Source organism: Cupriavidus sp. C1SS-2L (assembly GCF_057073735.1).
On record NZ_CP172710.1, the window covers coordinates 52,072 to 77,269 of the forward strand.

The window sequence follows — 25,198 nt, forward strand, 5'->3', positions numbered from 1 at the left end:
TTTATAGGCACATTTATCCGAGTTATCGTTGATAACTGCATGCAAAACACGATAGTGAAAAAAAACCGCCGGGAGGTGGTGGCGGCAAAAAGAGCGCCCGGCAGCGGGTGCGCATTCGACGCATGGCCTGTGGCTCAGAATCGGTGCCTGATGCCGACGGCGGCGCCGAACTGCGAACTCGCTCCTTCCGCCGCGACATGGGAAGCCGCCGGGCCCTTGTAGGTATCGAAGTTCAGTGCGACATGGCGCGCATAGGCCGCGGCCAGGTAGACATCCGTTCGCTTCGACAGCTCATGGTCGACAACGAACAGCCATTGGCGCGGATTGGCCGAATCGGCGCGCATACCGGCAGCCGGCCGGCAGGTGCGCTGGTCGTCGTAGTAGTACGAGAGCGTCAGCGATGTGGCGCCAGCGCGGTAGACGCCGCCGAGCCACCAGAAGTTGTCGGCGCCGACGGTGCGTGCCGCCGTGGAATTGTTCTTGCCGAACCGGTAGCCGGCGAAGAGCGATGCGGGACCGAAGTCGTAGCGTCCGGACACCGCTACCTTCTGCGCTTTCGGGTATCCGGCGGGAGTCCGCGTGCCGTCGACCTAATCATAGGCGACCTGCAAGCCCAGGCTGCGGCTGCGGTAGCTCGCGCCGGCACCCCAGCCGGCACCGCCGGCGATGCTGCCGGGCTGTTCGCCGAATGCCCTGTGGGCTTCCGTCGTGATCGGTCCGAAACTGCCGGTGTACTTGACCATGTTGTCTTCGCGCAGCGACGTGCCGAGCATGAAGACCACCGGTTCGCACTGCGTTGCATAGGTGGTAGGGGAGTGGCTGGCATTCAGGTCGAACAGTGTCGTGTACTGGCGCCCGAGCGTGACCTTGCCGTATGGGGCCGACAGGCCTTTAGCCCGGACCAATCGTGGGCGAGCATGGGGTGCATGGAAGCAGCACGGCGCCAGCGCCACAGAAAGGTAGACATCAACATGAACGAGACCACCAGCTATCCCATTACCGACCGCTCGCGCGTTCGCCTGTTCGGCGGCCGGGGCTCGAACGAGAAGCAGGCGATCCACGAGATCATTGACGCCACGCTCCATGGCGCGGTGTCGTACCACATCGATGGCCAGCCGTTCGCCACGCCGACGATGGTATGGCGCCATGGCGACCATCTCTACTGGCACGGTTCCGCGGGCAGCCGCATGCTCAGGCATGTGTCGCAGGGCGTACCGGTTTGCGTCAATTTCACGCTGCTCGATGGCTACGTGCTGTCGCGGCTGGCGTCGGCACACACGCTCAACTACCGCTCGGCGATGGTGTTCGGCCGGCCTGAACCCGTTGCCGAGCCCGCGGCGCGCCGGGAGCAGCTCGAGTATTTCCTGTCACGCTACTTTTCCGGGCGCTGGGACGAGGTGAAGCAGCCGTCGGAGGGTGAAGTGCACAGCATCATCATGGTCCGCATGCGCATCGAGGAGGGCTCGGCCAAGCGGCGCGCCGGGCCGCCGGGCGACGGACTTGCGATCTTCGGCGGCGAGGCGCTGTACCGGCGGCATTACTGGGCCGGAGAGATTCCGCTCGCCACAGTGGCGCTGCCGAGTCGGCCGGCCCGGCGGTTGCATAATCGGTGAGCACGCCCGGCTATGTCACTGACTTTGCCGCGCGCGCCGGATTCCGCACGCCGCAGGACGTCAATGCGGATATCGCGGCCGGCCATCTCGACCTCGCTGACGGTGACCGTATAGATGCCATCGCGGGCGACGCCAACCGTCGGCCATTCAAATGGACAAAAGGAAGCCAGTGTGACCAGGATTCTCCATATCGCCTGCTCGCCGCGGGAAAACAGCCAGTCCCGGCTGGTCGCGGAAGCATTGCTTGAAACTTATACGGCCACCCGCCCCAATGCGCACGTGGATGTGCTGGACCTGTGGGACCTGCAGCTCCCCGAAATGCGAGAGGACGTGCTGAATGCGAAATATGCGATCTTCGCGCGGCGCGAGCACACTGCGGCCTAGGCGGCGGCTTGGGAAACCGTGAAGCGCGAAGCCGCGCGCCTGCTCGACTACGACGTGCTGCTCTTCAGCACGCCGATGTGGAACTGGAGCCTGCCCTACCGGCTCAAGCACTACATCGACGTCATTACCCAGCCGGGCCTGACGTTCAAGTGGACTCCTGAGCGCGGTTACGAAGGGCTGGTGTCAGGCCGCCGCGCCATCGCGGTGTACGCCAGCTCGTTCGACTATGCGCAGGGCTCGCCGCTCGCCAGCTTCGACCACCAGAAGTCCTATTTCGAGGACTGGCTGCGCATGATCGGCATCAACGACATCCAGACCATTGCTTTCGGCCCCACGCATCCCGATGCCCCGGCGATGCCGACAGCCCGCGAGCAGGCACTGACGCACGCGGCGGCCATCGCGCGCACGCTGTGATGACGAGCGCCTCGGGGCGGGCGGTGCTGCAGCGCGTCCAGTTCGATGCTGCCATGCCGCCATGGGAGGTGGCATTCCTGACGGCGTTGCCATCGGCCTGCTTCTCGGTATTGGGTGCCATGGCCCCCTGGGTGTTTGCACGGCAGCGAGCCTGGGTGCGGCATTTTGTTGCGCAGCCTGCCGCTGGCCAATGCTCTGCTGACCGGGGTGTATTCGATGGCGCTGTCCGCCGGTGCGGCACTCGGGTCTTGACTGACCGCGCTGCTGGCCGGTCCGGGGGCTGGCGCATGGCACTGGCGGCCTGGGCGGTGCCTGCGATTGCCGCGGTGCCGATGTCCCGCGCCGTGTTCCGTATCCAGGATCCCGCAACGGCGTGGGCCGCGACGACCGCCGCCCCGGCCGGGATCTGGCGCGTGCCGCTGGCGTGGCATGTGACGCTGTTCATGGGGCTGCAATCGTCAATGGGCTACATCGTGTTCGGCTGGATGCCGTCGATGCTGCAGTCGCGCGGCCTCGATCCGGGGCAGGCCGGCGCGCTGGCGGGCCTGTCGATCATCGTGCAGGCACCGGTTGCCATGGCGGTGTCGACCTGGGCCGGGCGCGTCAGCGACCACCGCGCGGCGATTGCCGCGGCTTCGCTGCTGTGCCCCGCTGCGGTGGCCGCGTGCATGGTTGTGCCGGAACCGGCCCTCGTTGTGGCGATCGTCCCGCTGGGGGTGATACAGGGCAGCCTGCTCACGCTTGGCCTCACGACGATCGGCATGCGCTCGGGCAATGCGTCAGTCGCGGCGCAGCTGTCGGGCATGTCGCAGGGGATCGGCTACGCGATCGCCGCGCTCGGCCCCGCCGCTGCCGGGCTGCTGCACGCGCGTTCGGGCGGCTGGACCGAGGTGCTCTGGCTGTATGGCGCCATCGGGGCGGCATCGGCCGTCACCGGAATGGGCGCAGACCGGCCCCGGATGATCGGCGCGCGGCTCGCGCAGGAGCCGGCCTGATGCCGCCCGGCGGACGACTGCGTTGCGTGGGACTCAGGCGTGTTCGCGCCGCATGCGCGCGGGCGTGTTGCTGGCAATTCGGCGGAAGCAGGTGGTCATATGGGCCTGGTCGGCAAAGCCGCAGTCGTGCGCGATCTTGATCAGCGGCACATGGGTGTCAAGCAGCAACGCGGTGGCACGGACGACGCGCCGCTGCATGATGAAGCGCAGCGGCGCCTGCCCGGTGGAAACGCGAAACGCCCGCATGAAATGCGGCAGGCTGACTTCGGCCAGCGCGGCGAGTTCCGCGATGGCGATGTCGTCGCCGAGATGCGTCTCGATGTATTCGAGAATGCGGCGCAGCCGGAACGGCGCAAGCCCGCCCTTGAGCGCCCGCGGCGGCACGCGGGTGCCCAGCCTGGCAAGTTCGACCGCAAGCATGCCGACCAGGCTCTCGCAGCAGAGCCGCTGGCCGATGCGCGGCGTCACGCATTCCAATGCAAGGCGGTCAGCAATGGCCCAGATCGGCTTGTTCTCGAACATCAGGCGCGAATGGAAGCGGTCGGTGCAATCGGCGGCTTCGCATGCGTCGTGCAGCAGCGCGTCGTCGAAGTGGATGGCCACGCAGCGGAAGCCTCGGATGAACGGCGTATGGCCATAGGCTTCGCCGCCGCGTTCGATCAGGCTCAGGTGATCGTTGCCCCGATAGCCGTCGGCCAGCGGCTGCGCCGGCTTGTGGCGCGCCTCGATGCGCCCGCCGGTCTCGCGCAACGCGGCGCGCAGGCTCACGCGTTGGGAGCCGATCGGCCGCGCGACGTCCTGCAACTCGCCATATTCGATCACCTCGACCTCAGTGCCGGCCCAGACCGTGGCGGTACGGCTCTGATGCGCATTGGTGACGATTTTTACCATGTTCCGTCTCCTGCTTTCCTGCATTCCTGCAATTCCAACTTCGACTCTTGAGCTAGATCCATGCATTCCTCAGACCACAAGGCCGTGCTTGAAGCCATGCAGGCCCGCATGGCGGTGCGGCGGTTCCTGCCGACGCCGATGCCCGAAGCCACCGTGCGTGAAATCCTCCGGTGCGCGAGCGCGGCGCCCAGCGGCGCCAACCTGCAGCCGTGGAACCTCCACGTACTTGCCGGTGCCGTGAAACAGGAAATCGCCGCCGCGCTCGAGCATGCTTTCTGGCATGAGGCGGATGCCCATGCCGAGGAATACCGCTACTACCCGCCCGAGGATGCCGAGCCCTTCGCCGCGCGCAAGCGGGCGTTCGGGGCCCTGTTTTACGAGGCCCTGAACATCACCCGGGACGACGCGCAGGGCCGGCAGCGGCAGAGCGCCCGCAATTGCCGCTTCTTCGACGCGCCCGTCGGCATGGTCTTCACGATCGATAGGCGGCTGGAACAGGGCAGCTGGCTCGACTACGGCATGTTCCTCCAAAACATCATGTTGGCCGCCAGAGCCTGCGGGCTCGATACCTGTCCGCAAGTGTCCATTGCCAGATATCACCGCGTGCTCGCGAGGCATTGCGCATCCCCGCGACCGAAATGGTGGTGTGCGGCATGGCGCTCGGCTACAGCGATCCCGATGCGCCGGAGCTGAGGGTGCGCCAGCTGCGCATCGACGTATCGCGCTTCGCGACGTTCGCCGGCTTCTGACATTTCCGTTCCCCCGTTTCATCAGCCGCCTGCAACACCGGTTGCGAGGAGGCTCTTAGGCGTTGCATGCAATGTGTACGCAACAATGTACATCGATTCTATGATTGGCATGCAATGTCGCCAAGCTTTACTGTAATCGGGTAAACACCTATGCAATGTTTTCATGTACCGTTTGTTCGTTTAAAAACTTTAAAAATCAAATGGTTAATTCGTAGTCTCGTAGCCTGTTTTCTGTCCTGAAACGCGACTGAACCCTCATGATGAAAACTGGTTCTTGTTTTTATTGTATGCAGTGATTAGTATCGCTGCATACAACGAAGCGTGCGCCACGCAGGCTGCCAGATTCACAACGCCCTTAGAACAGGAGAGGCCCCATCATGATGTCCAGGGAACAGAACGACTTCATCACACGCGTCGGCCCCGACGCCCCGGCCGGACGCCTGCTGCGCCAGTACTGGCAGCCCGTCGCACTGGTCGACGAATTCGAGGGCGAGCGCCCGGTGCGCGCGGTGCGCCTGATGGGCCAAGACTTCGTGGTGTTCCGTGACGAACACGGCCACTACGGCATGCTCGACCGCGACTGCCCGCACCGCGGTGCAGACCTCAGCTACGGCCGGCTCGAGGACGGCGGGCTGCGCTGTCCTTTCCATGGCTGGCTGTTTGACCGCCATGGCACCTGCCTGCAGACGCCGGCGGAGCCTGCGGGCAGCAAGCTGTGCTCGCGCATCCGGCAGAAGGCATACCCCGTGGTCGAACGCAACGGCATGGTGTTCGCGTTCATCGGCGAAGGCGAGCCACCGGCGTTCCCGGCGTTCGACTGCTTTGTCGCGCCGGGCCAGTACACGTTCGCGTTCAAGGGGCTGCTCGAGTGCAACTGGCTCCAGGCGCTGGAGGTGGGCATCGACCCGGCGCATGCATCGTTCCTGCACCGCTTCTTCGAAGACGAGGACACGGCCGAGAGCTATGGCAAGCAGTTCCGCGGTGCCTCGGCCGATTCGGTCATGCCAATCACCCAGGTGCTGCGCGAGTTCGAATGCCCCGACATCAGCATCGCGTCCACCGACTACGGCATGCGCCTGACCGCGCTGCGCGATCTGGGGGAAGGGCAGCAGCATGTGCGTGTCACCAACGTGGTGTTCCCGCAGGCCTTCATCATTCCGATGAGCGCCGAGATGACCATTGCGCAATGGCATGTCCCGATCGACGACACGAGCTGCTACTGGTACGCCATCTTCACAAGCTTTACCGAACCGGTGAACAAGCAGCAGATGCGCGACCAGCGCCTGGCCCTGTATGAGCTGCCCGACTATCGCCCGCGCCTGAACAAGCACAACGCGTATGGCTTCAATCCGTACGAGCAGCGCACGAAGACGTACACGGGCATGGGCAACGACATCAACGTGCATGACCAGTGGGCCGTGGAGTCACAGGGCGCGATCCAGGACCGCACGCGTGAGCACCTTGGCACCACCGACAAGGGCATCATCGCCTACCGCAAGCAACTCGTGGCCGCCATCGAGGCCAACGAGCGCGGTGAGAAGGCAATGATGATGGTCGATGCGGCGCAGGCCGGCACGCTGACCGGGCCGCCGTCGATCGATGGCGTGAGCGTCGCGAACATGACGGCGGAAGACTACTGGCGCGGTGCCGATGCGAAGCGTCGCGCCGAATCGCAATGGGCCTCGCGCACCTGACACCCCGGGCTGGACAACCATTCAACTAAAGAGGCGGCCAACCGCGTCGCGCGTTGCGTGACGCGCTAAGGCCGGACCCATATGGCATTCGTAGACAAATTTGGCCTCTGGACCGAAGCGCAGGCGCGGGCGGCCGACGAGGTCGCGCGGCGTATCGACGCGGAGGGCATCGAGGTCGTGCGTTTCTCGTTCCCCGACCAGCATGGCGTGCTGCGCGGCAAGGCGCTTGTGGCGCAGGAGGCCGTCAAGGCCCTGCGCGGCGGGCTGAACGTAACCACCACGTTGTTCGCCAAGGACACCTCGCACCGCACCGTTTTTCCGGTGTTCACCTCCGGCGGCGGGTTCGATATCCCCGGCCTGCAGGGTGGGGCCGACGTGACCCTGGTTCCCGACCCCACCACGTTCAAGGTACTGCCGTGGTCGCCCGGTACGGGCTGGGTGCTGTGCGATCCGTACTTCCAGGATGGCAGGCCGGTGCCGTTCGCCACGCGCCGCGTGCTGCGCAACGCTGAGCAACGCTTGGAGGCCGAGGGCTACCAACTGATCACAGGGCTCGAAGTGGAATTCCACGTGTTCCGGCTGCTGGGCGAACACATGACGCCCGACGATGCCGGCCAGCCCGGTGAGCCGCCGGACGTGGGCCTGCTGTCGCACGGTTACCAGTTCCTGACCGAGCTCCGCTATGACGCTACCGAGACCGTCATCGAGCTGATCCGCAAGAACGTGCAGCAGCTCGGCCTGCCGGTACGCTCGCTGGAGATCGAATTCGGCCCAAGCCAGTTCGAGTTCACGTTTGCGCCGGCCTCGCCGTGCGAAACGGCCGATGCGATGGTGCTGTTCCGCAGCGCCGTCAAGCAGATCTGCAAGCGCCACGGCTATCACGCCACGTTCATGTGCCGGCCGAAGATCCGCAACGTGGTGTCCAGCGGATGGCACCTCCACCAGTCGCTCCAGCGCGTCCACGACGGTAGCAACGCGATGATGCCGTCAGGCGCCGCCGAGGACCTGTCGGCAGTGGGGCGGCACTATCTCGGCGGCCTGCTGGCGCACGCGTGCGGCGCGACCGCGTTTTCCACGCCGACGATCAACGGCTACAAGCGCTACCGCGCCTATTCGCTGGCGCCGGACCGCGCCATCTGGGCGCGCGACAACCGGGGCGCGATGTTGCGCGTGCTGGGCGGCGCGGGCGACCCTGCCACGCGCATCGAGAACCGCGTAGGCGAGCCGGCGGCGAATCCGTACCTCTATCTCGCATCGCAGGCCATTTCCGGGCTCGATGGCATCCAGCGACAGCTGGACCCGGGGCCGTCCGCCGACTCGCCTTACGAGACGCCGGCGCCCTGCCTGCCGAAGACGCTCGACGAGGCGCTCGATTGCCTGCGCCAGGACGAGGTGCTGCGCGAGGGCATGGGCAATGGCTTCGTCGATTACTTCTGCCACATCAAGCAGGCCGAGATCGCGCGCTTCAACCTCGAAGTCAGCGACTGGGAGCAGCGCGAGTACTTTGACACGTTCTAATGCATACGCAGTGAGGATGTCATGCCAACAATTACCTACGTCCTGAAGGACGGCAACGAGAAGACGGTGGCGGCGGCCAATGGTAAGACGCTGATGGAGGTGGCCATCGCCAACAATGTGCGCGGTATCGACGCCGAGTGCGGCGGCTGCTGCTCGTGCGCGACGTGCCATGTCTATGTCGACACGGCTTGGCTCGGCAAGCTCGCGCCGCCCGACGATATGGAAGACGAACTGCTCGAAGGCGTCGCGGCAGACCGCACGCATGCGAGCCGGCTCAGCTGTCAGATCGTCATCAGCGATGCGCTCGACGGCCTCGTGGTGCGTGTGCCCGTGACACAGGGGTGAGCCATGTCTGATCTCGTCATCATCGGCGCGTCGTACGCAGGAACCCAGCTTGCGCTGGCGGCGCGCGCCAATGGCTTCGCGGGCGGCATCACCATTATCGGCGACGAGCCGCACCTGCCGTACCAGCGCCCGCCGCTGTCGAAGGGGTTCCTGCGCAACGAAGTCGATGCGTCGAGCCTGCCGCTGCAGTCGCCCGAGCGCTTCGCCGAGGAGCGGATCGTGCTGCGCACCGGCGTCGCCGCGCACCGCATCGACCGCGAGGCGTGCAGGGTCGAATTGTCAGATGGCAGCGACATCGGCTACGGCCACCTGGCGCTGACCACGGGCGCACGCTGTCGCACCCTGGCGTGCGAGGGCGCCGGGCTTGGCAACGTGCACTATCTGCGCGGGCTTGCCGATGCGTGTGCCATCCGCGACGCGGCCGGCCGTGCCAGGCGCGTGGCCGTCATCGGCGGCGGGTTCATCGGCCTGGAAGCCGCGGCCGCGCTGCGCTCGCTCGGGTGCGAGGTGACCGTCGTCGAAATGCAGGAACGGCTGCTCCAGCGCGCCGTGCCGCCGCTGATCTCCACCTTCCTGATGCAGGCTCACGCGCAGCAGGGCGTGCGGTTCCGCCTGTCTTCGCGTGTCGGGCGCCTGCTCGGGCAGGGTGCGGTTGAGGCCGTCGAGCTCGAATCGGGCGAAGTGATCGCTGCCGACATGGTCGTGGCTGGACTCGGCGTGGTCCCGAACGTGGAGCTTGCGCAGGCGTGCGGGCTCGCGGTCGACAACGGCATCGTGGTCGACCGGTACGCGCGTACTAGTGACCCGGCGATCGTCGCGGCCGGCGATTGCGCGTCCTACCCGAATCCCTGGCTCAATGGCCAGGAAGCGTGTGGGGGCGGGGACGCGGGCCGCTGCGTCCGCGTGGAGTCGATCCAGAGCGCCAACGACCTGGCCAGGGTTGCCGGCGCCACCGTATCGGGCCAGACTGTTCCATACGACGCCGTGCCGTGGTTCTGGTCGGATCAATACGGCTACAAGCTCCAGATGGCGGGCACCTCGAACGGCCACGATCATGCCGTGGTGCGTGGCAACGTGGAAAGCGGCAGGTTCACCGCGCTCTACCTGCGCGCCGGCACGCTGATCGGCGCCGATTCGGTCAACCGGCCGGTGGATCATATGGCGGTTCGGCGCCTGATCGCAGTACGGGTGCAGCCCGATCCGGCTGCGCTGCAGGACGATGCCGTAGCCCTGAAGACGCTGGTGCCGGCCTGAACCGGACGCGCTGGTGTACCATACCCTCCATTGCATGCAATGCGTACCGTTTGGTATGCAAGTAGCTTGAAATTCATTTGACGAGGGTGTAATGGAATCCCACCAGACACGGGTTTTGGTGCAGTTGCGTGACCTGATCCTGAAAGGCGAATTCGAGCCGGGGGCGCGGTTGGCGGAGATTCCGCTGGCCGAGAAGCTCGGTGTCTCGCGCACGCCGGTCAGGCTCGCGCTCGCCTCGCTGGAACAGGAAGGGCTGATCGAGCCGTCGCCAAGTAGCGGCTACATGATGCGGCGCTTCACACCGCGCGAAATCCAGGACGCGATCGCTGTGCGAGGGCACCTTGAAGGCATGGCCGCCCGGCTCGTGGCCGAACACGGGCTGTCGCGCCAGCTCTCGCTGGACCTGCAGGATTGCCTGCGCGAGGGAGATCGCGTACTGATCAAGGCCGAGCTCGACTACGACGACTACGTGGCGTACAGCAACATGAACGACCGCTTCCACGCGCTGATCGTCGAGGGCAGCGGCAACAGTGCGCTGGCACGCGCGATCGAGCTTAACAACCGCCTGCCGTTTGCCGCCGCCAGCGCCATGCTGCCGATGCAGTCCGCGGTCGATGAGGGGCAGCAGTGGCTGGTCTATGCGCACCACCAGCACCACAGCCTGTTCGATGCCATGCAGCGCGGCGAGGGCACCCGCGCCCAGGCGCTGGCCACCGAACACGTCAACGTGGCGCGCATGAACCTTGAGACAGCGCTGGACCGTCCGGAGCAGGCATCGCAGGTCATGCCGGCGATGCGGCTGTTCGTGAACGCCTGACGTACCAGGGGCATTCCAACGGGGCTGCATGCACTGCGGCCCCAGCCTTTCGTGCCCGGCGTTCAGTCCGGCACCTGGTAGACGACCTTGTCGTTGACGATGGTCTGGACGGGCTTGATGCCCTTGATCTGCACTTCGGGCACCGTGGTGTAGTCAGCTGACAATACGACCATGTCGGCAAACTTGCCCGGCTCGATCGAGCCCTTGCGGTTCTCTTCGAATGTATAGTACGGGCCTGCATTCGTATAGAGGCGCAGCGCTTCTTCGCGTGTCAGGGCCTGCTCCGCGCCATACACCTTGCCACGCGGATCCTTGCGCGTGACCATGATGTAGAGCCCGATAAACGGGTTGAGCGTGTTCACCTGGTTGTCGGTCCCGGCGGCGGTGCCCGCGATGCCCAGCGTGTCGACCAGCCAGCGCGTCGGCACGGCACGGCTAGCCAGCTCGGTGCCCATGTACTTCTCCACTGTCGCCGCCTTGTCCCACATGAAGACGTTTTGAGCGTCCACTCGCACGCCGAGCGCTTTCGCACGCTGCATCTGTTCCTGCGTCATCAGGCTGCCGTGGATCACGATGAAGCGGTGGTCCCGAATCGGCTTGTCCTTGTCCGCACCGGCATAGGCATCGAGCACAAGATCGACAGCGGCATCGCCGACCGCGTGCGTGCCAACGCGCCAGCCGTAGCGGTTGGCCAGGATCACGCTCTGCCGGTAAGCGTCGGGGTCGAGCGCCAGCGTGCCGTGATTGTGCGGGTCGTCCGCATAGGCATTCCGGATGTACGCCGATTTCAGCGTCATGCCCCCATCCGACACGATCTTGATGCCCGCCGTGCGTACCCAGTCGTTGCCGGTATCGTCCCGGAACTTCGCGGCCTTGAGCGCCTTTTCGAAGTCGACCGCCGTCAGGGCGACTGGCTTCCACATCACGCCGGCGCGGACGGTGGACTGGTGGCGCTCGGCGACAGCAAAGTAGGCGTCGATCTCGGCTTCGGTCAGGGCCGCGTCGATGGTGCTGGTAATGCCGGATTCGTTGTAGACGTGCTGTGCGGCGATGATCTGCGCGATCAGCTGTTCGCGCGTAGGTTTGGGAATCCTGCGCTCGACCAGGTCGATCGCCGTCTCCTCGAGCAGGCCGGTGGCATCGCCATTGGCGTCACGGTATATCTTGCCGCCGACCGGGTCCTTTGTCGTCCGCGTAATGCCCGCAAGCTCGAGCGCGCGGGTATTGGCCATCGCGAAATGGCCGACCGTCTGGACGAACAGCGGATTGGCGGGCGACGCCGCGTCCAGTTCCTGCCGCGTCAGGTAGCGATGCTCGGCGAGCTGCGAGGGCGGGTGCCAGCGCCCGGACAGCACCCATTCGCCGGGCGCGACGTTCTTGCGGCGGATGAAATCGCGGATGATGCGTTGCGCATCGGCGACCGTCTTCGCCTGGATCACCTGCGCGGTCGTCTCGGTGGTGCCTGCGCCGATCATGTGGCTATGGCTGTCCATCAGGCCGGGAATCACGGTACGGCCATGAAGATCGACTACGCGCGTGGCGGGCGACACGTGATGGCGCATCGCTTCCGACGAGCCGACGTCGATGAACTTGCCGTCCTTGACGGCCACCGCCTCCGCGATCGAGAAGCGCTTGTCGACAGTGACGATCTTGCCGTTTACGTAGACGGTATCGGCCGGCGTCGCCGGCGTGGTGGCGCATGCCGCCGCAGCGAGCACTGCGCCGGCGGCAGCCAGTGCGGTCAGCGAAGGCAGCAGGCGGCGTGCGCGGCGCTGGCCGGCGCGCAGAGGTTGGCGTAGATTCATCGATGTCTCCCGTTGGTGGAAAGTGTGAAAGCCTTGAAGTGAGTGAAGTGAGTCAAAGGGACACAGCTTCCGCGCATGGCGCCACACGAGCCTGAGCGCGCGCGGCGGCGCTGTTGCGGATGGCCCACCGGAGCAGCACGCAGCCTGCGCGCATGGCCGGCTCGGGGAACCCGCGCACGAGCCGCGTCAGCGGCGGGCCCAGAATGCTGCTGGCCCAGGATGGCAGCAGGCGAATCGCCGCGCCGAGGAAGATGCGCATGGCGAGCCGCTCGGACGGGCTGGCATCGGCTTGCATGACGAGCTGCGAGATCGCGTCGTGCATGCGGGCACTGGCCATCAGCACACCGCGCTGGGCATGCATGTACGCCCGCAGTGCGTCCAGGCTCTCCGGCACGTCGGCCGCGCCGAGCTGCCGCGCCACCGTGGCGGTTTCGGCCAGATAGCGATCCTGGTCCGCCGGCGTCAGCCGCGGGTTCACGTAGCGCAGGTAGGCGCCGAGAAAGCTCGAGACTTCGGCCACGTGCACCCACTTCAGTAGCTCGGGACTGGTGGCGGCATAAGGCCGGCCGTCGGCACTGACGCCGCTGATGCCCTGATGAATCCGGTTGACGTGGCCGATCAGTCCCATGGCATCGCGGGTGCTGCCATAGGTTGTGCCGGCGACAAACTGCGCCGTGCGCGCCAGCCGCCCGCGCATGTCCTGCCGGAATATCGAGTGCTCCAGCACGCCGGCAAGCGCCAGCGGATGGAGCGCCTGCAGGATCAGCGCGCGGACGCCGCCAACCATCATCGCCGGAAAATCGTCATGCACCTTCCATGACACGGACGCAGGCCCGAACAGGCCCGGGTCGCCGCGAGGTGTCGAAAGATCGATGGGATAGCCCGTGGACGTGCGCGTCACCGACCAGATCCTGTTCTCGATACGGCGCCGCAACGCTTCCAGTGGTGAATATTGCAGCGATAGCATTGCGTGCGAGCCCTGTCCGTTGCCAGAAAGCCTGGATTCTAGGGGCGCTGCGGTCCGATTTTTCGGGGCGGCCCGACAGAACGATCGTCTCGTGAAAGGAAGCCTTGAGCGGCACAAGGATGTGCGCGGCGTGCTTCCCGGGAGAAAGCGGGTTCCGGCAAATCCGAATGCAAGAACTTCGACGACGGCACGCGCGTGCACCGCATGACCCACTGGAGCCGTGCGGAACTGGCCGCCGCCGCAGCCCGGGGCGGCGAGGCGCACCTGCTGCGTCTCGACCTCGCGCCCATTCTTTGTGACCTACCGTCGCTGGAGGTGTTCGTCGAACGCGAGGCGCTCGACGGCTTTGCCTAAGCCGAGCAGCTGCGGCCTACTAGGAGTTCTACGGCTCGGCCTCGACGCGACAGCTCAGGCGGATGGCACTGATGGGATGGCAGCTCGCCGCCATTCACGTGCTGGAGGTAGGGGGTCGCGGCGCCCGTCGCCCTGAGCGACGGGGTGGAGGCATGGTTCACCGATGCGCTCGCGCAGCGCCCTGCAGGCCGCCGGGGTGCCAACCCTCCATGCGTTTCGCGCCCGCATGGCGGAGCGCCGGACCTGGTGGCGGGACATGCTGGGGATCGGGCCGATCAAGGCGCGCGAGCTGGGGCAGTTCATGTCTGCCCAGTTTGGGCCCGCGCTGCCATGGCCGGTCTCCGCAAGGCTGGCGCCATCGAACGTTTTCGACACGGGGCCATCAGCCGGTGTGGTGTTGGCACTCATGTCGACAGATTGGCCCGCCGTACCCGACGAACTCGGGGTAATGGTTCCAATCGTGCAGAATGTAACGGTGACCGCTCGGAAAGCCGCTTTCAACAAGGATTCCCACCTTTTCTCCAACAGAGACGTCGCCGTCATTGCAAGTCATTGACTCGCAAGGTTTGGGCCCTGACCGTATCAAGCAACACAAAAGGGACGATCACCCCAATGTTGCAGCACCTGCAGGCGAGTGAGGAACGCGTCCATCTGATCGAAGCGTCGATCCAGTCGTTCATGAAGCGATCCGTGCTGTGCAAGAAGATCGCGGAAGTGCCTGGCATTGGTACGATTACTGCCACTGCCATGGTTGCCGCTGTCGGCGACGCGAAGCAATTCAGGAATGGCCGACATCTGGCGGCGTGGCTGGGCCTGGTGCCACGCCAGCACTCATCGGGCGGTAAGCCTCGTCTGCACGGCATTAGCCGGCGCGGCGACACATACTTGCGGACTTTGCTCATTCACGGGGCGCGGGCGGTCCTTCGCTACGAACGAAAAAGGTTGATCCGCAGAGGCGCATGGTGGAGGTGCTTTCGGCCAAGTCCACCAGCACGACACGATCTCCGCGGGCTTCTCGCCAGAGGGTTGTGGTGATGTCATGGCGTGCTGCCAGCTCCTGCAGGTGCGGGCGCATCATGCGGACATAAGAGGCCTTTTCGAGCGATCCCTTGCCTAATTCAACCACGCCCAGGGCGATGCTATAAGTCTTGGCACCTTCATCAAAGGTCACGAGACGCTCTTGGCGCGGATGTCCTCGGCCCCGCTGTGGCGCCCGGCGGGGCGGGGTGGGTTCAGGGCGGGGTTGTTCGGTCGCATACGGTTGGACGCAAACAAGCATCTCGTTGTTGTGCAAAGATATACAAGAAAAAAATATTGGTATGCAAAGAGGTGGTGGCGGGCAGGATTCCAGGGCGTTCCGCTCCTATGCTGGGAGGAGCGCAGACTCATGCAGCGGGCGCGAGGCGGAAACTCCCCGGAATCCCGCGCCGTACTTGGCCTGTCGCCTTCGGAGGAGATGGTTCCCTCAAGCCTCGCAAGGGCGTTGCGGCGGTGGCGTGGAAGACGCTAATACCGGGAACGCATCCGCTTTTGACCGTCTTCATCTTGGGCCTTTATGGTGCTCGCATAGGGTAAGCCGGTGTTTTCGGCCATGGGTAATGCGTCCATGTCTGCGCGAGCATCACCGTGGGGCCCCCGCAGTTGCGCAACACACAAGGCGGGAGGGCAGTGGGCCCGCGTCTGGCCCGTGACTACCTTGATAATGTCGATTATCAGGTAAGGTTTTTAAGGTAACGTCCAGGCCACTTTGGCCACAATGGCCGCTCACACAACTCAGTTGTCGCCGTCTTTTCAACTAAAGTTGTCACCCCTCACGGGTCGCAGTTGTCCCCCTTGCGGGTCGCCCGACACCCGCTTCAGAGCGACGCGGGGCTCTGTCTATATTGGATTGCGCGGGCCGGAAAGAGCCAGAGCGGCGCCCGGCACCCTCCGGCAACACGTGCGTGTGCAGGTAGCCGCGGGCCGCGTCGGTCAGGTCCCGCGCCTCCTGCCAGAATCCCTGCCGGCGGCGGACGGCGGCCACCAAGCACTGGTCGTCCGCCGCATCCGCGTCGCGATCGGCTCGGATACCACAGCGCGCGGAGGTGGGAAACGGCAACGCGATCTGGACTGGGAGTCGCGCAGCCGGCCGCAGTTGCAGGACCGCGAGCGCCGTGACCGGCATCGCCGCCGCTACGCTGCGGCGGTGCCTGATTCGAGCATGACGCGGACGCGGCGCGCCGCCGTTGAATTCCAGACCGTCGCCCTATAATATATCTATATTTTGTAGATACGCGCGCGGAGGGAAGATGGAGTTCGCCAAGGTTTTCCGACATGGAGGCTCACAGGCGGTGCGGCTGCCCAAGGACTATCGCTTTGACACTGCCGAGGTGCGCATCCGTCGTCACGGCGCCGCGGTGATTCTCGAGCCCGTGCCGCAGGACTGGGCTTGGCTGGCGCCGCTGGTGGGGCCGGTCGATGCCGATTTCGAGTCGGCCGCGGTCGCCCAGCCTGAGGCTCAGGAGCGCCCCGGCCTGGATGTGTTCGAATGAAGTACCTGCTCGATGCCAACGCGGTCATCGCGATGCTCAAGGGGGAGCGCATCATGCTGGAGCGCCTGCGCGCGCACTTGCCAACCGATTTCGGTCTGCCCTCGATCGTGGCGCATGAACTGTACTATGGCGCCTACAAGAGCCAGCGTGCCGTCGCGAACCTGGCCCGCATTGAAGCGCTACAGTTCGAAGTCGTGCCGTTCGATGCCGAGGACGCCCAACACGCCGGCGAGATTCGCGCGCAACTGGCGGCGGCCGGCACCCCGATCGGCCCCTACGACGTGCTGATTGCTGGCCAGGCGAGGGCGCGTAACCTGATTCTGGTGACCCACAACGTACGCGAATTCGCGCGCGTAGCGCAGCTGAACGTCGAAGATTGGCATGCCGGTGGACAGTGAACCGCGGAGCGCCCTTGGCTGGCTTCCTTAGCGAGACGACCGTCGTGAAAAGTAGTAAGTGTGGTCCATCAGGGGCTGAGAACGAAACTATATAAATCAGTAATCGTCGCAATTTGTGTGACGACGGCAAACTCACGTGGAGGACCTTGTCGTCGTTTTTGCCGCCCCACTACCAACCGTTCCTCTTTCTGATTAACGTGGGCGAGCCCGCCAGCCTCGCCGTGGCCACACGAACTCACGTGCCTGCGATCGCGACCGGCCTGGCGGGGCCTGTAGAACAAAGCAGGCCGGTTTAGTTGGCTTCAAACCCGCAGCCGCAGAAGCTCGATATTTGCGCAGGCCAACATTTGGCGCTTGGGGGAGCTTGAGCCGGCTGAGCGCGCGACTTGAGCCCGCATAGCTTATTGTTTCGCCGCCTTACAAGGGAGGAAGGTAACCGTTCTATGCGTGCAGGGTTCCGACGCGCCCTGGGCACATGAGGCTACCATCGATCTGTTGCGCATCTGCAGGACAAGAACAATAGGGCAACTCGTGACCACAACCGATTCGATGCACCCGACAGACAGCGCACGCGGCGGTAGTCCGATGCGCGACGTGATCGCCGGCTGTTCGATTGCCGGCCTCTTACTGCCTGAGGCCGTGGCATATGCCGGCATCGCCAACCTTCCGCCACAGGCGGGTCTGATCGGCTTGCTGATCGGTCTGGTGGTCTACGGCTTGCTGGGGACCAGCCGCTTCGCTGTGGTGTCGGCAACATCGTCTTCGGCCGCCGTGCTGGCCGCCATAACGGTGTCGATGGCAGGTGTCGATCTGGCACAACGGCTGCTGCTGGCAGGCGGACTGGTGATCCTGAGCGGCTTCTTTCTTGTACTGGCTGGCGTTGCCCGGCTCGGTGGCATTACCGAATTCATTGCCAAGCCGGTGCTGCGCGGTTTCACGTTTGGGCTGGCCATCACCATCATCCTGAAGCAGGTGGCGAGCGTGGCGGGCGTGCATCCGGCCCATGGCGATCTGCCGCGATTCACGTACGAGCTGATCCAGGAGTTAGCGGTCTGGAACATGAATGGGCTGATCGCTGCGCTGGTCGTGCTGCTGTTGCTGTTCGCGATGTCGCGCTGGAAGAACGTGCCCGGCCCGCTGGTTGTTATCGTGCTCGGCATTATGCTCGCCCACGGGGTGGATATGCACCACTACGGCATCAGCCAGGTCGGCACGATCGATCTGGCCAACGTCTCGTTCGATATTCCTGACCTGCCTCGCGCGCAGTGGCTGCGGCTTGGCGAGTTGGCGTTTGCGCTGGTCCTGATTTTGTATGCGGAGTCATATGGTTCGATCCGCAGTTTCGCGCTCAAGTATGGTGACAAGACCTCGGCAGATCGGGATCTCGTTGCGCTGGGCGTGGCCAATCTCGGTTCAGGTTTGCTGCACGGCATGCCCGTGGGCGCGGGCTACTCGGCGACTTCCGCCAACGAAGCGGCCGGCGCAAGGTCGCGCCTGGCCGGCTGGTGCGCGGCGGTAGTCGTCGCGATGATCGTCGCGCTGTTGTTGCCGCAACTAGCCTTGACACCGGAGCCGGTGCTCGCCGCGATTGTGGCCTACGCGGTCAGCCATACACTGCGCCTGAGCGTGTTCCGCCCCTATTGGGCGTGGAGGCGGGACCGGTTACTGGTTGTGGCGGCGTGCGTGGCCGTGCTGCTGCTCGGCGTCCTGGACGGTCTGCTGGCGGGAATCGGCGTGAGTCTGCTGATCACGCTGCGCAATTTCTCGGAGCCGAACGTCAGCCAGCTGGGACGCCTTGGCAGCAGCCACGACTACGTGGATATCACAGCGCACCCCGAAGCCAGGACGCTTCCGGGCGTGTTGATCGTCCGTCCCGAAGCACCGATTTTCTTTGCCAATGTCGAGCGCATCCTTGCGCAGGTGCGGCACCTGGCCGATGCAGGGCCGGGCGCCGTGCATACGTTGATCTTCAGTCTCGAGGAGTCTCCGGACCTCGACGGTTCGACAATCGAGGCGCTGCACGCGTTCGCCGCCGGTGCGACGGCCAGTGGCCGACGCCTGCTGCTGGTGCGATTGAAGCCTCCCGCGCTGGAAGTGCTGTCGCGATCAGCGGACGAAGCACTGCCGCGCGAAGCGCTGCACGAACTCAGCGTGGACGAGTGCGTGCAATCGCTGGGGCAGGGTGGTGTCGCAGCCGCGACAAAGGCTCCAGGGCCAGCTGTTGAGGGAAGCCGTTAAAAAGCCCGAGACGCTCTTTGCCAAGGCGTGAAGCAGAGCGTGCAAATCAAGGGAGCCTCAAAGGACGGCCTATTCGGAATGCGCTTGGCACTGGCTTCCGGTGGACTACGCTGATCCGTATCGCAAGGGTGTAAACAGACCATGCGCTTGATCATTGAAGCCAGGTTGGCCGACAAGTGCGGCCAAGACGTTGACCGAGCCCCGACTGTCGCCTTGCCGTCGTGGCCTGACCCTCCTGCATGCTGACTGTAATAACCTCGGATTTAGCCATGGGATTTGTTCGAGGGCGACGGAAATCCGAGTGTTCGAGCTTCGAAATCCTGACGGGACGGCTGGCCGCGAAAGGTCAATCACCGCGGGTCGCGTTCGTTAGAAGTGAATTGGCGGATGCGGCGCAACGGCTCGCCAGGTTTGTACAGTCCGTCACCGGTTGTGCTCAACCGCGACTCTCGGTGATCACTGACGGCGCAAATGGCCTCCAGAAGATCTACAGCCAGTTTCCGTTCCCCTCAGAGTCGGTCCTCGACTTGTTCCATATTTCGATGCGAGTCAGATACCTTGAGCAGATTGCCCGGGGAATGCACGCGACATCGGAAACAGAAGACATGGCAAAGCACGTGTTGACGTCCATAATCGACAAGCTTCGATGGTGCTTCTGGCACGCTAACATCCAGAAGGCTGAGAGTCGCCTGCGGCAAATCTTGCTGATTTGTCGTATCGTCGTGCCGGAGGCGCCAAAGTTTTCCGTTAGTCTTTCGCAGCTAGATTTCCGGACGCGCGAGCTCTTTGCCTATGTTGAAGCCAACGGCGGCTCGACGATCTCCTATGGAAAGCGGCATCGCGCCGGCCGACCGATCTCAACAGCTATGGCTGAGTCGGCAGTCAATCAGATTCTTAACCAACGCATGTACAAACGACAACAGATGCGATGGTCACCGCGGGGAGCCCACCTACTGGCGCAGGTTCGATGTGCCGTCATCAACGGTGACTTAACGGAACGACTCACAGCCTTCAGGCTGAGTATGAAGGAGCTACCCGCTGAAGTGGCTGAGTTTCTTGAGCGGTTCGGGCGCATTGCTGAAGCCAAACCCCAAGGTTTTTAACGCTCCCGGTGTTGTTTTGCACTGAATCCTGACTCACCCACGGCAGGTTTTTCGCATCGAATGTTGACTCACGTATAGAACACTTGCCCGCTTGGGAATGAGCGGGAGTTCGGAGTGATCGACGTGGTCATACTGAGCATCATTTGACGCTGGCATCTTCGCGACCAGATCCCGCTGCGCGAGATCGCAAGACGCCTGGCCATATCCAGGAACACGGTCAGGCGCTATCCTCTGGCCCGGACCGGCTCGGGCTAGGAGCGGGTCCGGGGCGCCGGAGTGCTGCTATACGATGACGGATTTGTTACATCAGCGAGGGTCTGCGCGCCAAGCATGGCCATGTTTCGGTCGACCTCATCGCGCAAGAGAGTGATGGCGTGGCGAACCCCTTCCGCTCCCCCAACGGCCGCAGCGAACCTTTTTTTTCCTCGCATCACTGCCGCACGGGCCTTGCATGCTGGAGGTATTTGCCTACGGCCATGGTGTGATTGCGGATGGTGACGTGGCTATCGCGTCCGGAAGTTGGTAACAAGAGGTCCATGACCTGCATGGCCTGCCGGTAGGGCATTGTGGCGCCGAGTTCAGCATGCAGCCATCGCAGCTCCGCTGTGCTTGCTTCCTTAAAGAAATTCTTAAGCGGCGACACATACCGCGATTTGTCAGCACCACACTTGCAGGCTTTCCATCGAGGGCGAACGTAGTAGACCTTTCCCAGTTTCGTCTTCAGTTCGGTGCAATGCTCGTCGTGCTCACGACGCAGCGCGCCGCAGGCTTACAAGGTCGCTGCGACGCGCAATAGCGAGCGATCTGCTCGTTGACAAAATCCTGCTGGAAGCAATTGACGAATGACTTGCCCGAACGTATCAACTTGGACCGCTGAATCCAGTTCATCTTTGGACTGGGTACTCTGATGACTGCGACAGAACTGGCTGTGGGCCTCGTGGGCGTTAAGTGAGGCAAGTCCGTCCCTTACCGCTGCAGCAACCGCCATCGGGTTTCTTTCATAGCACACGGTCACAGAGTGCGCGACCCACGCTGTAGTTCGGTACCTTCTCTTACCAAGTGTCAGGCATTTCCGGCCGCGGTGGCCTGTGTGTCAGTGGACGGACGGAGCGACGCCTTGCCCAGGTCTGTACGGGGCAGTGCCGGCCAGAACTCGATATGGCGCGGAACCTTGTAGCTGGCGAGCTGCGCGCGGCAATGCACCAGCACTGCCTGGGCGGAAAGCGCGGAGTCGCGCCTGACCACGAGTAGCTTGACTGCCTCGCCGGAGTGCGCGTCCGGGATGCCGATCGCGCGGGCGTCCACGATCCCGGGATGCTGCATGGCCACGTCCTCGACTTCCCCGGGGTAGACCTTGAAGCCGGACACCACGATGACTTCCTTGCCGCGCGCCAGGAAGCGAATGCTGCCGCGGCTGTCCATCACCCCCAGGTCTCCGGTGCGTAGCCAACCGTCGGCGCCAAGCACGCGCGCGGTCTCCTGCGGCATGTTCCAGTAGCCGCGCATGACCTGCGGGCCCTGCACGCAGATCTCGCCGGCCTGTCCCGGCGGGAGGTCCTGGCCCGCCTCGTCACGAATGGCCACCCGCGTGGACGGCAGCGGCATGCCGATAGCCCCGCTGAATGCCACGCCCTCCACCGGATTGACGCAGACCACCGGTGCCGCCTCGGTCAGGCCGTATCCCTCGGTCAATGGAATGCCCGTTGCCTGCTGCCAACGCTGCGCCACGAGGCGCTGCACCGCCATACCGCCGGCGACGGCTACCTTGAGCGCTCCGGCGTTTGCCCGCCACACCGCATCGGAGCCGCGCAGGTCAAGCAACAGGCGGAAGAGGGTGTTGACGCCGCTGATCGCGCTGAAGCGCGTGGCCCGCAGGGTGCGCAGCAGGCTGCGGACATTGCGGGGGTCGGTGACGAGCACATTGTTGCCTCCCAGGCGGACGAAAGTCAGCAGGTTTGCAGTCAGCGCGAAGATGTGATGCAGGGGCAGCGGTGTGACCACGGTTTCCCGGCCTTCCTCAAGCGTCCCGCCAAGCCAGGCTGAAATCTGCTCGGTGTTGGCCACCAGGTTGCCATGTGTCAGGACCGCGCCCTTCGGGATCCCCGTGGTTCCGCCGGTGTATTGCAACAGCGCAACGTCGTCCGATGTGATGACGAGTTCGTCCGGTGCCTGGCGACGGCCTCTGCGCAAAGCCTCGGGGAAGCTGATCGCGCCTGGCAGGTGCCAGGGCCGCATGCGATGCGGCAGCCAGCCGGCAGCCAGATTGACCGCGCACGCCTGCAACGGCGGCAGCAGATCTCCCACCTGCGTGGTGATGACATGACGCAGAGCGGTGGCATCCAGCGCAGCCTGGAGCGTGGCGGCGAAATTTTCCAGCACGACGATGGCGGCGGCGCCGGAATCAGCAAGCTGGTGCTGCCGCGTCGGCAGCTAGCCATGCCGCGACCCACGCCCTGGCGTACGCTGCCGCCGATCTGGCCGCTCGACCGTTAGCACCGCTTGCGAATTCGGCCGTAAGGATCGCGGGTATGGCGGCTGTGTCGATGAGGTCCTTCACCGCTGCAGCAGTTCGCCAACCGCGCACGATTCTCTCCTGCCTAAAAGGACGCACTGATGGTAGCGGGTTGCCATTCCAAAACCAGACGGTCGCTCAACGGTGGGGTACGGTGATTCCACCTCTAACGCACGAGTACTGTAAAGCTCACCTTCTGCGAGTAAATGAGCATATTGGGTCACGTCAAAGTTGGATTGATGAACAAGATTCTGAATAATGCGCGACTCCTTCCGGAGCAGCGCAAGAAATTCAATCTGGCGGCTGACAGGTAGGTGGTCTTCTAAGGCCGTGATACTGATTGCTCCGAGTGGCGCGCCATGGCTGTCATGCACAACGATCCCGTCTCCGCTCACGCCTTCGATGAGGCGACTATCGTGCACGGCATACCCAACCTCCTGGGAGGCTCTGACAATCTCGAGCATTTGCGGGACGCTTAGCTTGCCGTATCGAACAGACGTCTCGCGTTGGCGCACACGATGCGCTCGATTTCATCGTCCGGCAGGGACATGAGCAGCGCAAGGCTTCCCGCCCCGACTCCCAGTGGCCGGTGCACGCCGATCTCCAGACTCGGGATATTGATGGCGTTCCGTCCTTCCGCACGAGCGACGGAGATGGCGTCCGCCCCGCTCCGGATCGTCATGAAGGCAATGCCGCCAGTCTCGTCTGCCAAACGCTTCAGCCATGGCTCGCAAAGGTGCCAGAGCTTGAAGTGAGAGGCCGCGGTCAGCCCCAACTCGAAGAGACCATATCCCAACAGGTACCGCCGGGACGTCGCATGTTGCATCACCAACCCCTCCCGAATCAGGTAGTTGAGCATCCGATGGACGGTGGGGCGTTCGATACCGAGTTGTTTGGACAAATCAACTAAGCGTAAACCATGAACGCTATAGGAAGCGATCTCGCGAAGGATCCTCGCTGCGCGTTCGATACTCTGGGTGCCGGAGGTTTTACTACATTCAGGTAAATGCCGGGGTAGGGGCCACCTTTGGCCTTGGCATAGGCGAGCAACTCTTGCACGTTCTTGACTGGCAAGTCATTGTTATGCCGAGGCACACACGCCCCATTGCCTGGGAATGCCCAAATATTCCAGGGCGAGGCTGATGCCAATGAATTCGGTCACCAGCGTGAGTGCGTTGACCAGAAACAGGTCGATGACGCTGAAGAGCCCGCCATCCCAGTCGCGGCCCCGTGTCGTGCTGGGAAATGGTGCCAAGCGCCCCTCGTATGTCGCCTGCGTGGGCGTCATCAAGGACCGTCTGGCGCAGTGGGGCCTCCAACCCATGCGGTGGGGTGTCCATCCCGGTAGTAACCTTGGCCATTTCTCGCTCCTCGAGGTTTTGGTTTGTGCGCAGTTGCGTGGCGCGGCGCAACTTGACTGGCTACGCTTATCGGAGCGTGCGGAACACCTTGATAGCGGCTTCGGCGAATTCCCGGTGGGTGCGTGGCCGTTGCCTCGCCACACCCCAGGAAGTCTGGTTCGGCTCGGATGAGGCGCTGGGGACGCTCGAATGGCGGCGGGAGGGTGACACCAGCAGTTCGATGAACTCCGACATCCGACGGGAGAATGAGTGAATCTTGCGCATGCTCTGCTCCCCGCCACCCTGCAGCAATTCGCGCGGGCAGCACTACGCCAGATGGCGTTCTGGCGGGACACAACAAAGGAGCGGTTGGCTGAATGGCCCGAATGACACCGCTGCCTTACCGGTCAGGCAAGGCATTGGTCGGGGTAACGACTAATGTCTTGCCTGGAAAGGTCGTCGACTACAACTGTCCACGTGTACTTCCTCTCTTCGTTTGCAAGACATGCCCGGTCCGCTCTAAGCGAAACCGGCCCAACACGGATATTTGACGCCCTTGGCCCGTCAATATTCCCCATGAAAGCGCATCCCAGTGAATTTTTCCGGCCTGAAGTCGTGAACGTGCTGGATATCCGGAGGAGCCGAAGCTCGACGTCGCTTGCAGGGTTTTTGACAATCTACATACTGTATATACGGTATGAGCGGCAGTGCCGGCTCGATGCGAAGCGCGATTCCTGAAAATGGCGGTTCTATGAGCCGCCTCCGCGCGCCCCCATCGGATTGTGACTACGGTCACAGCCAGAACAGTAGCGCGTCAACACTGGCGCTGCCCCCTCACAATGCTAGGCGGTGAGCGCTCATCTTCGAACCGTCGACTGCAGGCGGAAACACGCGCCAGCACCCGTCATCGTGTCGAAAGAAGAACAACGCGCGCAAACCGGCCGGTTGTGTGGTCTCGACACATACGTAGCGTCGCCGGCCCGAGAGGGTACGACTGAATTCAATTACGTGGACTGGCGTCGTGGGGCTAGGAGCGAGCCATTTTTCGACCTGAAGGCGCAAGGACTGCTCATTTGTGCTTTTCATTTCCCCCTCCATCACCCGGTTCTTGCTTGTCACTCCGCTCCGGAGGACCAAAGGCGTGTCCGAATCGCCTCGGAGGCCTTCGCTGCGCCGCAATGCATCTCATCCCGCACTATGAATCGCAACCGAATCTTGAGAAAGCACTTTAAGTCTAGGCAACAAACTAGTGCTCCACGTATCGCTTTGCGAAATA

At 63.8% G+C, this 25,198-nt stretch carries 22 protein-coding genes and 7 pseudogenes; 16 read left to right on the forward strand and 13 right to left on the reverse strand.

Annotation, left to right across the window (positions count from 1 at the left end; all coding sequences use genetic code 11):
* Positions 1-134: 134 nt before the first annotated feature.
* Positions 135-1,085, reverse strand: a pseudogene (locus ACIGJG_RS30890) (porin).
* On the opposite strand from ACIGJG_RS30890, the gene ACIGJG_RS30895 reads away from it, so the two are divergent.
* The 3 genes and pseudogenes from ACIGJG_RS30895 to ACIGJG_RS30905 all read left to right on the forward strand — a co-directional run bounded on the left by ACIGJG_RS30895 (position 972) and on the right by ACIGJG_RS30905 (position 3,406).
* A complete protein-coding gene (locus ACIGJG_RS30895; protein WP_483674216.1) occupies positions 972-1,613 on the forward strand; it encodes a pyridoxamine 5'-phosphate oxidase family protein in 642 nt (213 codons plus the stop codon). The pseudogene ACIGJG_RS30890 and the gene ACIGJG_RS30895 sit on opposite strands and share 114 nt — an antisense overlap.
* Positions 1,614-1,784: 171 nt before the next feature.
* Positions 1,785-2,411: pseudogene (locus ACIGJG_RS30900) on the forward strand (FMN-dependent NADH-azoreductase).
* A 248-nt stretch (positions 2,412-2,659) separates the two neighbouring features.
* The gene (locus ACIGJG_RS30905) at positions 2,660-3,406 is read left to right on the forward strand and encodes an MFS transporter (RefSeq protein ID WP_483674218.1); all 747 of its coding nucleotides are present in this window, start codon (positions 2,660-2,662) and stop codon (positions 3,404-3,406) included.
* 33 nt (positions 3,407-3,439) lie between these two features.
* On the opposite strand, the gene ACIGJG_RS30910 is transcribed toward ACIGJG_RS30905, so the two are convergent.
* Positions 3,440-4,297 (reverse strand): helix-turn-helix domain-containing protein, encoded by an 858-nt coding sequence (locus ACIGJG_RS30910; protein ID WP_181184574.1) that lies wholly within the window; start codon positions 4,295-4,297, stop codon positions 3,440-3,442.
* Positions 4,298-4,381: 84 nt separating this feature from the next.
* Here ACIGJG_RS30910 and ACIGJG_RS30915 point away from each other — a divergent pair, with 84 nt between their 5' ends.
* The 6 genes from ACIGJG_RS30915 (at position 4,382) to ACIGJG_RS30940 (ending at position 10,674) form a co-directional block, all read left to right on the forward strand.
* The gene (locus tag ACIGJG_RS30915) at positions 4,382-4,990 is read left to right on the forward strand and encodes a nitroreductase (protein ID WP_483674219.1); all 609 of its coding nucleotides are present in this window, start codon (positions 4,382-4,384) and stop codon (positions 4,988-4,990) included.
* 433 nt (positions 4,991-5,423) lie between these two features.
* Positions 5,424-6,740, forward strand: a complete 1,317-nt coding sequence (locus ACIGJG_RS30920) for an aromatic ring-hydroxylating dioxygenase subunit alpha (protein ID WP_483674221.1) — start codon at positions 5,424-5,426, stop codon at positions 6,738-6,740.
* Positions 6,741-6,821: 81 nt separating this feature from the next.
* Entirely contained in the window at positions 6,822-8,258 is a 1,437-nt protein-coding gene (locus ACIGJG_RS30925) for a glutamine synthetase family protein (protein WP_140953132.1), read from the forward strand.
* 21 nt (positions 8,259-8,279) lie between these two features.
* Positions 8,280-8,603: a 2Fe-2S iron-sulfur cluster-binding protein gene (locus tag ACIGJG_RS30930; RefSeq protein WP_140953131.1), complete on the forward strand. Its 324-nt coding sequence runs from the start codon at positions 8,280-8,282 to the stop codon at positions 8,601-8,603.
* 3 nt (positions 8,604-8,606) lie between these two features.
* Positions 8,607-9,857, forward strand: a complete 1,251-nt coding sequence (locus ACIGJG_RS30935; protein WP_483674222.1) for an NAD(P)/FAD-dependent oxidoreductase — start codon at positions 8,607-8,609, stop codon at positions 9,855-9,857.
* A gap of 91 nt (positions 9,858-9,948) precedes the next feature.
* On the forward strand, positions 9,949-10,674 hold the full coding sequence (locus tag ACIGJG_RS30940) for a GntR family transcriptional regulator (RefSeq protein WP_140953129.1): 726 nt from the start codon (positions 9,949-9,951) through the stop codon (positions 10,672-10,674).
* A gap of 62 nt (positions 10,675-10,736) precedes the next feature.
* Here the strand turns inward: ACIGJG_RS30940 and ACIGJG_RS30945 are convergent, their stop codons facing one another.
* A complete protein-coding gene (locus ACIGJG_RS30945) occupies positions 10,737-12,479 on the reverse strand; it encodes an amidohydrolase (RefSeq protein ID WP_483674224.1) in 1,743 nt (580 codons plus the stop codon).
* Positions 12,480-12,531: 52 nt separating this feature from the next.
* Complete coding sequence (locus ACIGJG_RS30950) at positions 12,532-13,446, reverse strand: oxygenase MpaB family protein (protein ID WP_140953128.1); 915 nt, start codon at positions 13,444-13,446, stop codon at positions 12,532-12,534.
* 204 nt (positions 13,447-13,650) lie between these two features.
* Here ACIGJG_RS30950 and ACIGJG_RS30955 point away from each other — a divergent pair, with 204 nt between their 5' ends.
* Both ACIGJG_RS30955 and ACIGJG_RS30960 read left to right on the forward strand, forming a co-directional pair.
* Positions 13,651-13,800 (forward strand): hypothetical protein, encoded by a 150-nt coding sequence (locus tag ACIGJG_RS30955; protein WP_181184544.1) that lies wholly within the window; start codon positions 13,651-13,653, stop codon positions 13,798-13,800.
* Between the two features lie 163 nt (positions 13,801-13,963).
* Positions 13,964-14,356: a phage integrase family protein gene (locus ACIGJG_RS30960; RefSeq protein ID WP_140953127.1), complete on the forward strand. Its 393-nt coding sequence runs from the start codon at positions 13,964-13,966 to the stop codon at positions 14,354-14,356.
* A gap of 26 nt (positions 14,357-14,382) precedes the next feature.
* On the opposite strand, the gene ACIGJG_RS30965 is transcribed toward ACIGJG_RS30960, so the two are convergent.
* Positions 14,383-14,595, reverse strand: a complete 213-nt coding sequence (locus tag ACIGJG_RS30965) for a hypothetical protein (RefSeq protein ID WP_373460978.1) — start codon at positions 14,593-14,595, stop codon at positions 14,383-14,385.
* Between ACIGJG_RS30965 and ACIGJG_RS30970 the strand changes: the two are divergent.
* Positions 14,515-14,731 (forward strand): annotated as a pseudogene (locus ACIGJG_RS30970) (transposase); the annotation flags it as partial. The gene ACIGJG_RS30965 and the pseudogene ACIGJG_RS30970 sit on opposite strands and share 81 nt — an antisense overlap.
* Here ACIGJG_RS30970 and ACIGJG_RS30975 read toward each other — a convergent pair.
* Positions 14,699-14,971 carry an IclR family transcriptional regulator gene (locus ACIGJG_RS30975; protein ID WP_245002062.1) on the reverse strand — a complete coding sequence of 91 codons (273 nt, stop codon included), beginning with the start codon at positions 14,969-14,971 and terminating at the stop codon, positions 14,699-14,701. The pseudogene ACIGJG_RS30970 and the gene ACIGJG_RS30975 overlap by 33 nt on opposite strands.
* A 1,117-nt stretch (positions 14,972-16,088) precedes the next feature.
* Here ACIGJG_RS30975 and ACIGJG_RS30980 point away from each other — a divergent pair.
* From ACIGJG_RS30980 to ACIGJG_RS30995, 4 genes and pseudogenes are all read left to right on the forward strand, one after another.
* Positions 16,089-16,331, forward strand: a complete 243-nt coding sequence (locus ACIGJG_RS30980; RefSeq protein WP_220632163.1) for an antitoxin — start codon at positions 16,089-16,091, stop codon at positions 16,329-16,331.
* Positions 16,328-16,729, forward strand: a complete 402-nt coding sequence (locus ACIGJG_RS30985) for a type II toxin-antitoxin system VapC family toxin (RefSeq protein WP_220632162.1) — start codon at positions 16,328-16,330, stop codon at positions 16,727-16,729. Before ACIGJG_RS30980 ends, ACIGJG_RS30985 begins: the two co-directional genes overlap by 4 nt.
* Before the next feature lie 549 nt (positions 16,730-17,278).
* Positions 17,279-18,967: a SulP family inorganic anion transporter gene (locus tag ACIGJG_RS30990; protein WP_483674353.1), complete on the forward strand. Its 1,689-nt coding sequence runs from the start codon at positions 17,279-17,281 to the stop codon at positions 18,965-18,967.
* Positions 18,968-19,239: 272 nt separating this feature from the next.
* Positions 19,240-20,077: pseudogene (locus ACIGJG_RS30995) on the forward strand (ISKra4-like element ISBte2 family transposase); the annotation flags it as partial.
* 244 nt (positions 20,078-20,321) lie between these two features.
* Here the strand turns inward: ACIGJG_RS30995 and ACIGJG_RS31000 are convergent.
* From ACIGJG_RS31000 to ACIGJG_RS31030, 7 genes and pseudogenes are all read right to left on the reverse strand, one after another.
* Positions 20,322-20,483: pseudogene (locus tag ACIGJG_RS31000) on the reverse strand (alpha-hydroxy-acid oxidizing protein); the annotation flags it as partial.
* A gap of 20 nt (positions 20,484-20,503) precedes the next feature.
* Positions 20,504-20,931: pseudogene (locus tag ACIGJG_RS31005) on the reverse strand (ISKra4-like element ISBusp5 family transposase); the annotation flags it as partial.
* A 201-nt stretch (positions 20,932-21,132) separates the two neighbouring features.
* Complete coding sequence (locus ACIGJG_RS31010) at positions 21,133-22,500, reverse strand: AMP-binding protein (protein WP_483674354.1); 1,368 nt, start codon at positions 22,498-22,500, stop codon at positions 21,133-21,135.
* 123 nt (positions 22,501-22,623) lie between these two features.
* Complete coding sequence (locus ACIGJG_RS31015) at positions 22,624-23,046, reverse strand: hypothetical protein (protein WP_483674227.1); 423 nt, start codon at positions 23,044-23,046, stop codon at positions 22,624-22,626.
* 11 nt (positions 23,047-23,057) lie between these two features.
* Positions 23,058-23,552: an IclR family transcriptional regulator gene (locus tag ACIGJG_RS31020; RefSeq protein ID WP_084792042.1), complete on the reverse strand. Its 495-nt coding sequence runs from the start codon at positions 23,550-23,552 to the stop codon at positions 23,058-23,060.
* A 114-nt stretch (positions 23,553-23,666) separates the two neighbouring features.
* A pseudogene (locus ACIGJG_RS31025) lies at positions 23,667-23,943 on the reverse strand (divalent metal cation transporter); the annotation flags it as partial.
* Between the two features lie 813 nt (positions 23,944-24,756).
* Positions 24,757-25,008: a hypothetical protein gene (locus ACIGJG_RS31030; RefSeq protein WP_084792067.1), complete on the reverse strand. Its 252-nt coding sequence runs from the start codon at positions 25,006-25,008 to the stop codon at positions 24,757-24,759.
* Between the last annotated feature and the right edge of the window lie 190 nt (positions 25,009-25,198).

Bases quoted from the DNA above. Each gene is read 5' to 3' on its own strand.
- ACIGJG_RS30895 (WP_483674216.1), top strand. From the start codon at position 972: ATGAACGAGACCACCAGCTATCCCATTACCGACCGCTCGCGCGTTCGC.
- ACIGJG_RS30910 (WP_181184574.1), bottom strand. From the start codon at position 4,297: ATGGTAAAAATCGTCACCAATGCGCATCAGAGCCGTACCGCCACGGTC.
- ACIGJG_RS30920 (WP_483674221.1), top strand. From the start codon at position 5,424: ATGATGTCCAGGGAACAGAACGACTTCATCACACGCGTCGGCCCCGAC.
- ACIGJG_RS30925 (WP_140953132.1), top strand. From the start codon at position 6,822: ATGGCATTCGTAGACAAATTTGGCCTCTGGACCGAAGCGCAGGCGCGG.
- ACIGJG_RS30930 (WP_140953131.1), top strand. From the start codon at position 8,280: ATGCCAACAATTACCTACGTCCTGAAGGACGGCAACGAGAAGACGGTG.
- ACIGJG_RS30935 (WP_483674222.1), top strand. From the start codon at position 8,607: ATGTCTGATCTCGTCATCATCGGCGCGTCGTACGCAGGAACCCAGCTT.
- ACIGJG_RS30940 (WP_140953129.1), top strand. From the start codon at position 9,949: ATGGAATCCCACCAGACACGGGTTTTGGTGCAGTTGCGTGACCTGATC.
- ACIGJG_RS30945 (WP_483674224.1), bottom strand. From the start codon at position 12,479: ATGAATCTACGCCAACCTCTGCGCGCCGGCCAGCGCCGCGCACGCCGC.
- ACIGJG_RS30950 (WP_140953128.1), bottom strand. From the start codon at position 13,446: ATGCTATCGCTGCAATATTCACCACTGGAAGCGTTGCGGCGCCGTATC.
- ACIGJG_RS30955 (WP_181184544.1), top strand. From the start codon at position 13,651: ATGACCCACTGGAGCCGTGCGGAACTGGCCGCCGCCGCAGCCCGGGGC.
- ACIGJG_RS30960 (WP_140953127.1), top strand. From the start codon at position 13,964: ATGCGCTCGCGCAGCGCCCTGCAGGCCGCCGGGGTGCCAACCCTCCAT.
- ACIGJG_RS30965 (WP_373460978.1), bottom strand. From the start codon at position 14,595: ATGTCGGCCATTCCTGAATTGCTTCGCGTCGCCGACAGCGGCAACCAT.
- ACIGJG_RS30980 (WP_220632163.1), top strand. From the start codon at position 16,089: ATGGAGTTCGCCAAGGTTTTCCGACATGGAGGCTCACAGGCGGTGCGG.
- ACIGJG_RS30985 (WP_220632162.1), top strand. From the start codon at position 16,328: ATGAAGTACCTGCTCGATGCCAACGCGGTCATCGCGATGCTCAAGGGG.
- ACIGJG_RS30990 (WP_483674353.1), top strand. From the start codon at position 17,279: ATGCACCCGACAGACAGCGCACGCGGCGGTAGTCCGATGCGCGACGTG.
- ACIGJG_RS31015 (WP_483674227.1), bottom strand. From the start codon at position 23,046: ATGCTCGAGATTGTCAGAGCCTCCCAGGAGGTTGGGTATGCCGTGCAC.
- ACIGJG_RS31030 (WP_084792067.1), bottom strand. From the start codon at position 25,008: ATGAAAAGCACAAATGAGCAGTCCTTGCGCCTTCAGGTCGAAAAATGG.